We start from the raw sequence: 12,634 nt of genomic DNA, 5'->3' as shown, positions 1-12,634 counted from the left end.
CTCAAGGAACGGTCGCTTCCTTTGTACTCACCCTCTCGGGCTTTCCTCCGGGCGCTTCCCTTCGGTCTTGCGTTTCCGACTCTATCAGATCTTTTTTCGATCCGATTTCCTCGGTGCTTTCCAGGTTTCCGCTCTCGCGTTTCCCTTTCCGGCGGTTCCGACTTTATCAGAAGTTCTTGGCCGGTCTGACCGGCCGCTCATTTCTGAGTAATCGGGGGATGTTCTCTTGAGTGCCATTCACGACTCTCTGAGGCATCAAGTAGATTCTAGCGACTGTCCGGCCGGATGTCCAGCTCCAGACAACTCATTGAATCTACCTCCCCACTCCCTCCGTGTCAACGGCTCTTGCGGGGCGAAGAGGAGACTAGCAGCTCAGAGGGGGTGAGTGCACATCGGCGGGATCAGGCGGCCGTGGGCAGGGACGCGCTGCGCTCCGCCGTCCCCAGATCGCCCGTCTCGCCGGCGTGGGCCGCGCGGCCGCCGAGTACGTAGACGTACGCGAGAAATGCCAGCTCGGCCGCGATTCCGATGCCGATGCGAGCCCAGGTGGGCAGGCCGGAGGGGGTGACGAAGCCTTCTATGGCACCGGAGACGAACAGGATCAGGGCAAGGCCGATCGCCATGCCGATGGCCGCGCGTCCCTCCTCCGCGAGAGCCGCCCGCCGCGTGCGCGGGCCGGGATCGATCAGCGTCCAGCCCAGGCGCAGTCCCGTGCCGGCGGCGACGAAGACTGCGGTCAGTTCGAGCAGGCCGTGCGGAAGGACCAGGCCGAGGAAGGTGTCGAGGCGGCCCGCCGACGACATGAGGCCGAAGCCCACGCCCAGGTTCAGCATGTTCTGGAAGAGGATCCAGAGGACGGGCAGGCCCAGGAAGACGCCGAGGACCAGGCACATCGCCGCGGCCTGAGCGTTGTTCGTCCACACCTGGGCGGCGAAGGCGGCCGCGGGATGACTGGAGTAGTAGGTCTCGTACTCGCCGCCCGGCCGGGTCAGCTCGCGCAGCTGGCCGGGGGCCGCGATGGACGACTGCACCTCGGGATGGGTGCCGATCCACCAGCCCAGGAGGACGGCGACGGCGGTCGACACGAGCGCCGTGGGCACCCACCAGTGGCGGGCGCGGTAGACGGCGGCCGGGAAGCCGCGGCCCAGGAAGTGCGTGACGTCCCGCCACGAGGCCCGGCGGGCGCCGGCGACGGCGCTGCGCGCGCGTGCCACGAGCTGGCTCAGCCGTCCGGTCAGCTGCGGGTCGGGAGCGCTGGACTGGATGAGGGAGAGGTGGGTGGCGGTGCGCTGGTAGAGGGTGACGAGTTCGTCTGCCTCGGGGCCGGTGAGCCGGCGCCGGCGGCGGAGCAGCGCATCGAGCCGGTCCCATTCGGCTCGGTGTACGGAGACGAAGACGTCCAGGTCCATCGGGTCTGCCTGCTCCTCGGCTGGTCGTCCACGGCTCGTCGTGGACGCTCGTACTTCCTGTCAGCTTGTCGTACCGCGACGCGATCCGCCCTCAGCTTGGCAGACTTGCGGATCAGGGGGCGGACCAGGGAAGGACGGCTGGCGTGAGTGAGCTGGTGACCGGCGAGGCGGTGGCGCTCGAACTGCGGCCCGCGAAGCTGCCGAGCAGGGCGCTCGCCGTGTTGCTCGACCTGGCGGTGGCGATGGTCGCGTATGTCGTCGTGGTCGTGGTGCTGGTGGCGTCGACGGCGTCGCTGGACGAGGCCGCGCAGGTGGCGCTGTCGATCGCGTCGTTCCTGCTGGTGCTGGTCGGCGGGCCGATCGCCGTCGAGACGCTCAGCCACGGGCGTTCGCTGGGGAAGCTGGCGTTCGGGCTGCGGGTGGTCCGGGACGACGGCGGGCCGATCCGGTTCCGGCACGCGTTGGTGCGGGGCGCGATCGGCGTGGTCGAGATCCTGATGACGCTCGGCGTGGTGGCGTGTATCGCCTCGCTGGTCTCGGCGCGGGGACGGCGGCTCGGCGATGTGTTCGCGGGGACGCTGGTCGTGCGGGAACGGATACCCGCGGGGCGGGCCGGATTCGTGCCGCCTCCGCCTCCGTGGCTCGCTGGGCGGTTCGCCGGGCTGGATCTGTCGGCGGTGCCGGACGGGCTGTGGCTCGCCGTCCGGCAGTACCTGACCCGGATGGCGCAGCTCGATCCGCGGGTGTCGGGGGACATGGCACAGCGGCTGGCGGCCGACCTCGCGGGGCGTACGGGTGCGCCGGTGCCGCCGGATCTGCCGCCGGCCGCCTTCCTCGCGGCCGTGCTGCACGAGCGGCAGTCCCGTGAGGCCCGGCGGGTGTTCGCCGGCGGTGGTACGGCGGTCGGTGGCGGCGGTCCGGGCACCGATGGGTTCGCGTCGCCGGCGGGGCAGGCCGGGGTTCCGGCCTCTTGGCGCCCTCCCCTGTCGCAGGGGAATCAGCGAAGCGGGCTCTGGCCGTACGAGGCGCAGGTCCAGGGGCCGGTGCGGCCCGACGGCTCGTATGCGTCCGGGTCCTCCCCTGCCGCGCCCGGCACTCCTCCGCGACCGGGGCGCGAGGAGCCGCCGACCGGACCGCCGGCCACCGGGTTCGTGCCGCCGGCGTAGGCGGGCCGCGGCCGGTACCGCCCGCGCGGCCCGGGGCCGTGGGTCAGTCGAACCGCGACGGCGGTGACTGGAGGTCCTCCAGCTCGATGCCGGGCGCGGCCAGGACCACGTCGCCGGCGAGGTGGACGGTGTGCTGTTCGCCGGTGTCCAGGGCTGTGACCTGGTACTCGTCCACGGTCAGGGGGCCGTTGTCAGTGGCGTGTGCTTCGCTGTTCACCAGGGCCCAGGACTGGTCCACGGTGCGGGGGGCGAGGACGGGGTCGGTGAAGGCCACGAGGCGGACGCGGGTCGCGGCGGACGAGGGGGTGAGGCGCAGGAGCCGGGCGATGGCGACGAGGAACGCGGGGGAGGTGCCGGTGAAGGCGTGGGCGCGCACATTGCCTTCGGTGGCATGGAGGCCGGTGGGGTCGGTGCGGACCCAGGTGACGCCGTCGAGGGCGGCGCCGCGGACCTGCCAGTCACCCGCGTGCAGTTCGAGGCGGAGGGGACGGCCGAGGTCGTCCAGGGCGAGGTCCACCGAGCCCCGGTGCTCGCCGGCGGGGCCGGCCAGCCGGGAGACGTAGCGCCAGCCGGACGGGCCGGGGGCGCACTGGAAGTGTTCTTCCGCGAGGGGGGTGTGATCGTGCGGATCGTGGAGCGAATAACGGCCGCGGGGCATGGGGGTCCTGGGTCTTGACGGGCTGGTCCGGCCGGAGGTCGTGGGTCGGGGCCAAAGGGGCAGGCCCCCGGCACGGGGGTGCGGGGGCCTGCCTCTCGGAGGACCTGGTGACGGAGGAGGCGCCGGTGACCGGCGCACTCCCCCGGCGGTCGGGCCGGGGGATCTACGGCTCAGTAGCGGTAGTGGTCCGGCTTGTACGGGCCGTCGACGTCCACACCGATGTACGCCGCCTGCTCCGGGCGCAGCGTGGTCAGCTTGACGCCGAGGGCGTCGAGGTGGAGGCGGGCGACCTTCTCGTCGAGGTGCTTGGGCAGCGTGTACACGCCGATCGGGTACGCGTCGGGCTTGGTGAACAGCTCGATCTGGGCCAGGGTCTGGTCCGCGAAGGAGTTGGACATCACGAACGACGGGTGACCGGTGGCGTTGCCCAGGTTGAGCAGACGGCCCTCGGACAGCACGATGATCTTCTTGCCGTCGGGGAACGTCCAGGTGTGGACCTGCGGCTTGACCTCGTCCTTGACGATGCCCGGCGCCTTCGCCAGACCCGCCATGTCGATCTCGTTGTCGAAGTGGCCGATGTTCCCCACGATCGCCTGGTGCTTCATCCGGGCCATGTCCGAGGCCATGATGATGTCCTTGTTGCCGGTCGTGGTGACGAAGATGTCGGCCGTCTCCACGACCTCGTCCAGCGTCGTCACCTGGTAACCGTCCATCGCCGCCTGCAGCGCGCAGATCGGGTCGATCTCGGTCACGATCACCCGCGCACCCTGCCCGCGCAGCGACTCCGCGCAGCCCTTGCCCACATCGCCGTACCCGCACACCACGGCGGTCTTCCCGCCGATCAGCACGTCGGTCGCACGGTTGATGCCGTCGACCAGGGAGTGACGGCAGCCGTACTTGTTGTCGAACTTCGACTTGGTCACGGCGTCGTTGACGTTGATCGCCGGGAACAGCAGGGAGCCCTCGCGCTGCATCTCGTACAGGCGGTGCACACCCGTCGTGGTCTCCTCGGTCACCCCGCGGATCTCCGACGCCAGCTGCGTCCACTTCCGCGAACCGCCCGAGACGGTGCGGTGCAGCAGCTGGAGGATGACACGGTGCTCGTCGGACTCGGCGGTCTCCAGCGCGGGGACCTCACCGGCCTTCTCGTACTCCACGCCCTTGTGGACCAGCAGCGTGGCGTCACCACCGTCGTCCAGGATCATGTTCGGACCGCCGGTGGGGCTGTCCGGCCAGGTCAGCGCCTGCTCGGTGCACCACCAGTACTCCTCCAGCGTCTCGCCCTTCCAGGCGAACACCGGCACACCCCGCGGCTCCTCCGGCGTGCCCCGCGGGCCCACCGCGATCGCCGCGGCCGCGTGGTCCTGGGTGGAGAAGATGTTGCAGGACGCCCAGCGCACCCGCGCGCCCAGAGCGACCAGGGTCTCGATCAGCACGGCCGTCTGCACCGTCATGTGCAGCGAACCCGTGATCCGCGCACCGGCCAGCGGCTGCGCCTCGGCGTACTCCTTACGGATCGCCATCAGACCGGGCATCTCATGCTCGGCGAGAGTGATCTCCTTGCGGCCGAACTCGGCCAGCGAAAGATCGGCGACCTTGAAGTCCTGTCGGTTGTCGACAGTCGTCATTACGAGCTGCTCCTCGGGGTTGGGGCGAGGTGGGTACGGCTGGTCTGCGCGGCGGCGGACACAGGGGTGCCCGAGAAAGGACACAGGCATGCCCGCGTGCGCGCAGCGCAGTCCGTCGGAGGCCCTCTCTCCCTCGGTCGGCCCGTGTGGGCCGCCCGACCGCCATCAGCAGCGACGTCTGGCTCCGTCCCAAGCTACACCGGACGACCGGGTCGCCCCCAGTCCGCGTCCGGATTCGTCGCGTCTTCCCGAGGTCGGCCGGGTGGGGGTTCCGGGGCGATGGGGGTGGGGCGGTGCAGGACGCGGGGGGCCGGGTCGTCCGGTTCGGCTCGCGGGGCGGCCGGGACGGCGTCGCTCGGGTCAGGCGCCGCCGGGAGCGGTGGACGGGGTCCCGTCCGGCCGCTCCGCCGAGGCGGGGTGGCTCCGCCCGGCCGACGCGCAGGCCGTTCCCGGGACGGCCGCTGTGCTCCGCGCCGCGGACTGGGGGGTCGCGGCGCTCGTGGTGGGGCTGCTGGGCGTGGCGCCGGCCGGGGGCGCCTGGCTGTACGGGCGCGGCGCCTACGGCTCGGGCACTCTTTCGAGTTCGAGCATGGAGCCGACGTACCACCGGGGTGACCGGATCGTCTGGGAACGGATGGACGGGAGCGAGGTGCGGCGCGGTGAGGTGGTGATGCTCTCGATGCCGGGGCGCTACGGGACCGAGGGTGTCGTCATGCAGCGGGTGAGCGGTGTGGGCGGCGACCGCGTGGCGTGCTGCACGGCCGTCGGCACCGGGGCGCGGGTCACCGTGAACGGCAGGCCGGTCGCGGAGCCCTGTCTGTATGAGGGCGCCGCCGACGGTGTGAACCGGCCGTACGACGTGACGGTGCCCGAGGGCCGGCTCTTCCTGCTGGGCGACCCCGGTCCGACGCGCGGGACTCCCGTTTCTTCGCCTCGGACCACGGCGGGACCGTTCCCGTGGACGCCGTGCGGGGACGGGTGGCGGACGGGCGCGCGGGCCCGGCGCTGCTGGGCACGGCCCTGCTGGCCGGCGGGGCGCTGGTGCTCACGGGTGGCGGGCTGGGGATCGGCTTCCTGTTGGTACGGCGGCGGAGGGCGCCGGTGGTGCCGCCGGCGCCCTGGCCGGTGCGGCACCTCTGAGGCCGGCCGCCGCACCGGGCGTGGTCAGTGGCCGGCGGGGTGCGGGGTGGGGCCGCCCGGGGTGGCCTCCGGGTCCGGGCCCTTGGCGGCCTCGGCCTCGCTGTAGATGTCCGGTTCCAGGTAGATGACGCGGGCGATGGGGACGGTGGCGCGGACGCGGGCCTCGGCGGCGTCTATGGCGGTGGCGATCTCGGTGGCCGTGTCGTCGTGCCGGACGGCGATCTTGGCGGCGACCAGCAGTTCCTCGGGGCCGAGGTGCAGCGTGCGCATGTGGATGATGCGGGTGACCGTGTCGCCGTCGACGATCGCGGCCTCGATCTTCTTGACGTCCTCGGCGCCCGCGGCCTCGCCGAGCAGCAGCGACTTGGTCTCGGCGGCCAGGACCAGGGCGATCAGGACGAGCAGGATGCCGATGCAGAGGGTGCCGACGCCGTCCCAGACGCCGTCGCCGGTGAGCAGGGAGAGGCCGACGCCGCCGAGGGCGAGGACCAGACCGATGAGCGCGCCGAAGTCCTCCAGGAGGACGACGGGCAGCTCGGGCGCCTTGGCGCGGCGGATGAACTCCTTCCAGGAGAGCTTGCCGCGCAGTGCGTTGGACTCCTTGATGGCCGTGCGGAAGGAGAAGCCCTCGGCGAGGATCGCGAAGACCAGGACGCCGACCGGCCAGTACCAGTTCTCCAGATCGTGCGGGTGGCGGATCTTCTCGTAGCCCTCGTAGACGGCGAACATGCCGCCGATGGAGAAGAGGACGATCGAGACCAGGAAGGCGTAGATGAACCGCTCGCGGCCGTAGCCGAAGGGGTGCTGGGGGGTGGCCTGGCGCTGTGCCTTCTTGCCGCCGACGAGCAGCAGGAACTGGTTGCCGGAGTCGGCGAGCGAGTGGACGCCCTCGGCGAGCATCGAGGAGGAGCCGCTGAACGCGAACGCCACGAACTTCGATGCCGCGATCGCGAGATTGGCGCCCAGTGCCGCCACGATCGCCTTCGTACCGCCTGACGCGCTCATGTGTTCGCGTTGTCCCTTCGCCTGTGTCGGCCTCGTGCTCCGTCCGGGCAGGTGCCCGGCTTTGCCCGGCCTTTGCCGGTGGGCCATTCTTACAGCCCGGCCGGGCACCGGCGTGTCAGATATCCACAGCCCCGGTCATATGAACGCCCGTCTACCCACAACCCCCGGTCATACGATCACGGTGGCGCGGAAGACCGTGCCCGCGCCCGAGATCTCCGCCTCCTCGCCGGCCGGGACGAAGACCGACCGGCCGGGGCGCAGCTCGTGCTCGCCCGCCCGGACGGTGCCGGCCGTGCAGAGCAGGATCTGCGGGGTGTCGCGGGTGAGGTCGCGGGCGGGACCGCCCTCGGGCAGGACGTAGCGCGAGAGCCGGAACTCGTCGATCGGCGTCTCGTAGACCTCCTCGCCGTCCGGGGACGCCTCGGGGCGCAGCACGCCGGGGTCGCTCGGCTCGAAGCGGACGATCCGCAGCAGCTCGGGGACGTCGACGTGCTTGGGGGTCAGGCCGCAGCGCAGGACGTTGTCGGAGTTGGCCATGATCTCCACGCCCAGGCCGCTGAGGTAGGCGTGCGGGATGCCGGCGCCGAGATACAGGGCCTCGCCCGGTTGCAGTCGCACGTGGTTGAGGAGCATGGCCGCGATCACGCCGGGGTCGCCGGGGTAGTGTTGGGCGATGTCGGCGTAGGGGGCGTAGGCGCCGCCGAGACGGACGCAGGCGGCGGTGGCCTCGGCGACCGTCCGGGCCATCTCCTGCGGGTCGGCGGTGAGGACCGCGGTGAGGACCTCGCGCAGGGCCGCGTCCTCGGGACGGGCGTGCAGCAGGTCGACGTACGGCTTGAGGGAGTCGACGCCGAGCCCGTCGAGCAGACCGGCGGCCCGCGCGGGGTCGCGGAAGCCGCACAGCCCGTCGAACTCGGTGAGCGCGCAGATCAGTTCGGGCTTGTGGTTGGCGTCCTTGTAGGTGCGGTGCGGGGCGTCGGCCGGGACGCCCCGCCGCTCCTCCTCGGCGTATCCCTCCCTGGCCTGCGCCAGGTCCGGGTGCACCTGGAGGGACAGGGGCGCGCCGGCGGCGAGGATCTTGAGCAGGAACGGCAGCCGGGGGCCGAACCTGGCGACCGCGCGGGCGCCGAGTTCCCGCTCCGGGTCGGCCTCGACGACCTCGGCGAGGGTGCCGCGCGGGGTGCGCGACGGGGCGCCGGGGTGCGCGCCCATCCACATCTCCGCCTGGGGTTCGCCGGTCGGCTCGACGCCCAGGAGGTGCGGAATGGCGGTCGGGGAGCCCCAGGCGTAGGGGCGGATGGTGTTGTCGAGGCGGTCCATGTGTCTTCTCTGTCTCCGTACGTGCGCTGCTCGGCCGGCGCCGTCGCGTCCGCTCCGGGCGCCGCCGGGTCTGCCCGTGCCTCCGGCGGGAGGTCCGGGCCCGGCGGCGGGTGCGGGCGGTGGGCCGGGAGCCAGATCAGGCCCCCGAAGCGAGCGCCAGGTAAACGGCGGCGAAATCCGTGACGGCGATCAGTTCCGCGAGGGTCTCCAGTTCGCCGCCCTCCTCCGGTTCGAGTTCGCTGACCGGCGTGTCGTGGCCGAGGGCCACGTCGCGGGCGGCGGGGGCGGCGGTGAGGCCGCTGATCGGGCGGTCGCGCAGCAGCACCACGCGTGCGTGCAGGGCGGGCGGCTCCTCCACGCGGTCGCGGAAGAAGTCGTCCGGGTCGGCGCTGGCGGCGAGCGGGCCGGCCAGCAGGGCGCTGTGCGCGGCGAGCGCCTCGGGCAGTTCGGCGACCAGGGCCGGGCGGCCGGCGAGTTCGGCGAGGGCGGCGGCGAACCGGCGGCCCGCCGGGCCGGCCGAGGTGCCCTCCGTCCACACCACGGGCAGCGCGTCGGCCAGCTCGGCGGCGAGGGTCTTGGCCGGGTTGCCGTAGGTCGCGATGGCGGGTCCGCAGCGCTCGGCGATGTGGTCCAGGCGGTCGGCGACCTTCTCCAGGGCCTCCGGCGGGGCGTCGATCAGGCCGACCCGGTCCAGGAGCGCCAGCAGCGGGGTCAGCAGCGCCCAGAGCACTCCGGGGGAGGACGCGGCGAGCGGTTCCTCCTGGTCGTACGGGGCCGTCTCCATCGGCAGGAACAGGCCGTGCGCCCCGGCGACCGCCTCGGCGAGCGGGGTCTGCGGCGGGGCCACGCCGACGACGGAGCAGCCGCGGCGGTAGGCCTGTTCGGCGAGGAGGGACAGGCTCGGTTCGGTGCCGTCCGGGGTGGCGATCAGCAGCAGGTCCACGGCGCCGGCCCAGCCCGGCAGCTCCCAGCGCAGGGCGCCCGCGGCCGGGGCGACGCCCGCCGGGGCGAGCCGCACGACGGGGCTGCCCGGGCCGGCCAGCGTGCCGAGCAGGTCGGCGGTGTGGGTGGCGGCGGCTCCGGGGCCCGCGATGAGGACCGCGCGGGGGCGGCCGTCGGGCTTCAGACCGCCGACACCGGCCTCGGCGGCGTTCCGGGCGGCGGTGCGGACGCGGGCGCCGGCCTCCGCCGCGCCGCGCAGCAGACCTCGGTGGTCGGCCTCGGCGAGGCCCTCCGGGGTGTCGAGCAGCGATTCGTCCAGCATGGGCGGCAGCCTCCGGTCGCCGGGGATCCTGGGATGCTACGAGGTGACGGGCCCCGTCACGCGGCGCCGGCGGTCGAACCGGGCGGCGCCGGCGCTCTCGCGGGCGGTGGGGTGCCCGGTCACGCGGGGCGGCGGGCCTCGTCGACCAGCAGGACCGGGATGCCGTCGCGGACCGGGTAGGCGAGGCCGCAGTCCGGGCCGGTGCAGATCAGCTCGGTGTCCTGCTCCTTCAGGGGGGCGTGGCAGGCCGGGCAGGCGAGGATCTCCAGGAGGCCGGCTTCGAGCGCCATGGGGTGTCCCTTCGGGGGGCGGATGGGTGTCGGTGGATATGCCCGGTCAGCGTACCGCCGTCGGGCGGACCGCTCAGCCCCTGATGATCGCCAGGGCCTCGTCGCGGATCTTGGCCATCGTCGCCTCGTCCTTCGCCTCGGCGTTCAGGCGGAGCAGCGGCTCGGTGTTGGACGGGCGGACGTTGAACCACCAGTCGGCGGCGGCGACCGTGAGGCCGTCGAGGTCGTCGAGGGTGACGTCGGCACGGCCCTCGTACGCGGCGCGGATCGCGGCGAGGCGCGCGGACTGGTCGGCGACGGTGGAGTTGATCTCGCCGGAGCCGCGGTAGCGGTCGTACTGCGCGACCAGGGCGGACAGCGGGCCGTCCTGGCCGCCGAGGGCCGCGAGGACGTGCAGGGCGGCGAGCATGCCGGTGTCGGCGTTCCAGAAGTCCTTGAAGTAGTAGTGCGCCGAGTGCTCGCCCCCGAAGATGGCGCCGGTACGGGCCATCTCGGCCTTGATGAAGGAGTGGCCGACCCGGGTGCGGACCGGGGTGCCCCCGTTCTCCCGGACGACCTCCGGGACCGTGCGGGAGGTGATCAGGTTGTGGATGACGGTGCCCTTGCCGCCGTTGCGGGCCAGTTCGCGGGCGGCGACCAGCGCGGTGATCGCGGACGGGGAGACGGGGTCGCCGTTCTCGTCCACGACGAAGCAGCGGTCGGCGTCGCCGTCGAAGGCGATGCCGAGGTCGGCGCCCTCCGCCGGGACCCGCTTGCTCAGGTCCACGAGGTTGGCCGGGTCGAGCGGGTTGGCCTCGTGGTTCGGGAAGGTGCCGTCCAGTTCGAAGTACATCGGGACGAGGGTCAGGGGCAGGCCGGCGAAGACCGGCGGGACCGTGTGGCCGCCCATGCCGTTGCCGGCGTCCACCACGACCTTCAGGGGGCGCAGGGAGGCGAGGTCGACCAGGGAGCGCAGGTGCGCCGCGTACTCCTCCAGGGTCTCGCGGGAGGAGAGGGTGCCCGGCCGGGCCGCGGGTTCCGGGGCGCCTTCGGCGAGCCAGTGCTCGACCAGCTCGCGGATCTGCGCGAGGCCGGTGTCCTGGCCGACGGGGGCGGCGCCCGCGCGGCACATCTTGATGCCGTTGTACCGGGCCGGGTTGTGCGAGGCCGTGAACATCGCGCCCGGCAGGTCCAGCGCGCCCGAGGCGTAGTACAGCTGGTCGGTGGAGCACAGGCCGATCTCCACGACGTCCACGCCGCGGTCCGCCGCGCCGCGCGCGAAGGCGCGGGAGAGGCCGGGGGACGAGGGGCGCATGTCGTGGCCGACGACGACGGCCGCCGCCGCTGTCACGTCCGCGAAGGCGGCGCCGAAGAGTGCGGCCAGTGCCTCGTCCCACTGGTCCGGGACCACTCCGCGCACGTCGTACGCCTTCACGATCTGTGACAGATCAGCAGCCACGGCCAACCTCCTGAAAGTCCTGGTGGGTGCCCAAAACTACCCGTCGCGGGACGGGGGGAGGCGTGCGGACACCGGGCGGAGGTCCCGGAATGTCGCCCGGTGTGGTCGGCCGTCCGGGAACCGCGGTCAGTTGTCCGGGGACCGCAGGACCCTGAGGTGGCCGCGGCGGGCGACCTCCATGGGGTCCACGGCGCGGGCTCCGCCGCCGCCCGCCTCGGCCGCGCGCTCCTGGGGGCGGGCCGCCTCGCGCACGGCGTTGGCGAGCGCTTCGAGGTCGTCGCCGCTGGGCCGCGCGGGCGCGGAGCCGTCGAGGAGTCGTACGACCTCCCAGCCGCGCGGGGCAGTGAGGCGCTCGGAGTGCTCGGCGCACAGGTCGTAGCAGTGGGGTTCGGCGTAGGTGGCGAGCGGGCCGAGGACCGCGGTCGAGTCGGCGTAGACGTACGTCAGCGTCGCGACGGCGGGTCGGCCGCAGGCGGTGCGCGAACAGCGACGTACAGGGCTCACGATGTTGGACGGTACCGCACTCTTGAGCGGGCCGCGACGACTCTCCACCAGGTCACTCCACCGTGTCGGGGTGTGAAACGCCCCACACACCCCTTCGGGGGGACCGTGTTGACCTGCGTGGACGGCATCGCGGCGCGGGACCGGAGGAGGCGCGTCCGGTCAGGAGTCGGCACAAACAGCGTCAATTGCCTTGATTTCGGTGGTCTCGGAAAGTTACGGAAACGAGCCAGACGTTGGCCTGAATGGTCATCCTGCGACAGGGGCGGCGGGGGCCGGTTGCCGTGTGGAGCCGGACGCGCACAGGGTGCGGGGACTACGCTTCACCGGTGATGGACAACCGTGTACCGCCCCGTGCCAGCGGCCCCGGGCCCCGTCGCCGTGATCGTCACGGGCGGGGCATGCGGGGGCCGATCGCGCCGCCGCAGGTGCCGTTGGCCGCCAGCCGGGCCGAGGTGTTCGCGGATCTGGTGCAGGACTCCGTGGACCGTCTCGAGCGGCGCTGGCCGCAGCTGGCCGACATCGACTTCCTGGTGCTGGAGGTGCCCCGGCTGGACGGGCGGGGCGACGGACCGGTGTGGGAGGACGAGACCGTACCGCTCGGCGGGGTGGTGCCGGCGCGGGACGGGCGGCGGGCCCGGGTGGTCGTGTACCGGCGGCCGGTGGAGATCCGGACCAAGGGGCGCGACGAGCGGGCCGCGCTGGTGCACGAGGTGGTCGTGGAGCAGGTGGCGGAGCTGCTGGGACTGACCCCGGAGACCGTGGATCCCCGGTACGGGGAGGACTAGGGCGGCGCCGCACACGCCCCCCGGGCC

Annotated in this window: 12 protein-coding genes and 1 pseudogene; 4 read left to right on the top strand and 9 right to left on the bottom strand. The window is 72.9% G+C overall.

Translation table 11 applies throughout. The annotated features are described in order from the left end of the window. Positions 1–401: 401 nt before the first annotated feature. Complete coding sequence (locus ACZ4W9_RS35995) at positions 402–1,409, bottom strand: stage II sporulation protein M (protein WP_467942926.1); 1,008 nt, start codon at positions 1,407–1,409, stop codon at positions 402–404. 143 nt (positions 1,410–1,552) lie between these two features. On the opposite strand from ACZ4W9_RS35995, the gene ACZ4W9_RS35990 reads away from it, so the two are divergent. Then, positions 1,553–2,575 carry an RDD family protein gene (locus ACZ4W9_RS35990; RefSeq protein WP_467942924.1) on the top strand — a complete coding sequence of 341 codons (1,023 nt, stop codon included), beginning with the start codon at positions 1,553–1,555 and terminating at the stop codon, positions 2,573–2,575. Between the two features lie 43 nt (positions 2,576–2,618). Here ACZ4W9_RS35990 and ACZ4W9_RS35985 read toward each other — a convergent pair whose 3' ends face one another. Both ACZ4W9_RS35985 and ahcY read right to left on the bottom strand, forming a co-directional pair. Further along, positions 2,619–3,233 (bottom strand): hypothetical protein, encoded by a 615-nt coding sequence (locus tag ACZ4W9_RS35985; RefSeq protein ID WP_467942922.1) that lies wholly within the window; start codon positions 3,231–3,233, stop codon positions 2,619–2,621. A gap of 170 nt (positions 3,234–3,403) precedes the next feature. Continuing rightward, on the bottom strand, positions 3,404–4,861 hold the full coding sequence (ahcY, locus tag ACZ4W9_RS35980) for an adenosylhomocysteinase (RefSeq protein WP_467942920.1): 1,458 nt from the start codon (positions 4,859–4,861) through the stop codon (positions 3,404–3,406). A gap of 88 nt (positions 4,862–4,949) precedes the next feature. On the opposite strand from ahcY, the pseudogene ACZ4W9_RS35975 reads away from it, so the two are divergent. Next, a pseudogene (locus ACZ4W9_RS35975) lies at positions 4,950–5,699 on the top strand (S26 family signal peptidase); the annotation flags it as partial. 119 nt (positions 5,700–5,818) lie between these two features. Then, entirely contained in the window at positions 5,819–6,001 is a 183-nt protein-coding gene (locus tag ACZ4W9_RS35970; RefSeq protein WP_467942934.1) for a hypothetical protein, read from the top strand. Positions 6,002–6,025: 24 nt separating this feature from the next. On the opposite strand, the gene ACZ4W9_RS35965 is transcribed toward ACZ4W9_RS35970, so the two are convergent. From ACZ4W9_RS35965 to ACZ4W9_RS35940, 6 genes are all read right to left on the bottom strand, one after another. Next, a complete protein-coding gene (locus tag ACZ4W9_RS35965; protein ID WP_467942915.1) occupies positions 6,026–7,006 on the bottom strand; it encodes a cation diffusion facilitator family transporter in 981 nt (326 codons plus the stop codon). Between the two features lie 168 nt (positions 7,007–7,174). Continuing rightward, entirely contained in the window at positions 7,175–8,326 is a 1,152-nt protein-coding gene (manA, locus tag ACZ4W9_RS35960; RefSeq protein ID WP_467942911.1) for a mannose-6-phosphate isomerase, class I, read from the bottom strand. Between the two features lie 136 nt (positions 8,327–8,462). Further along, complete coding sequence (locus tag ACZ4W9_RS35955; RefSeq protein WP_467942909.1) at positions 8,463–9,590, bottom strand: SIS domain-containing protein; 1,128 nt, start codon at positions 9,588–9,590, stop codon at positions 8,463–8,465. Between the two features lie 119 nt (positions 9,591–9,709). Continuing rightward, entirely contained in the window at positions 9,710–9,880 is a 171-nt protein-coding gene (locus tag ACZ4W9_RS35950; protein ID WP_181798431.1) for a Trm112 family protein, read from the bottom strand. A gap of 73 nt (positions 9,881–9,953) precedes the next feature. Beyond that, positions 9,954–11,318 carry a phosphomannomutase/phosphoglucomutase gene (locus ACZ4W9_RS35945; protein WP_467942906.1) on the bottom strand — a complete coding sequence of 455 codons (1,365 nt, stop codon included), beginning with the start codon at positions 11,316–11,318 and terminating at the stop codon, positions 9,954–9,956. Positions 11,319–11,444: 126 nt separating this feature from the next. Then, positions 11,445–11,870, bottom strand: coding sequence for a DUF3499 domain-containing protein (locus tag ACZ4W9_RS35940; protein ID WP_467942904.1), 426 nt, complete (start codon positions 11,868–11,870; stop codon positions 11,445–11,447). A gap of 350 nt (positions 11,871–12,220) precedes the next feature. Between ACZ4W9_RS35940 and ACZ4W9_RS35935 the strand changes: the two genes are divergently transcribed. After that, complete coding sequence (locus ACZ4W9_RS35935) at positions 12,221–12,607, top strand: metallopeptidase family protein (RefSeq protein ID WP_467942901.1); 387 nt, start codon at positions 12,221–12,223, stop codon at positions 12,605–12,607. Positions 12,608–12,634: the final 27 nt, after the last annotated feature.

This window comes from Streptomyces sp. NPDC029296 (assembly GCF_055569255.1).
This window is presented reverse-complemented; position numbering and strand designations above follow the sequence as displayed.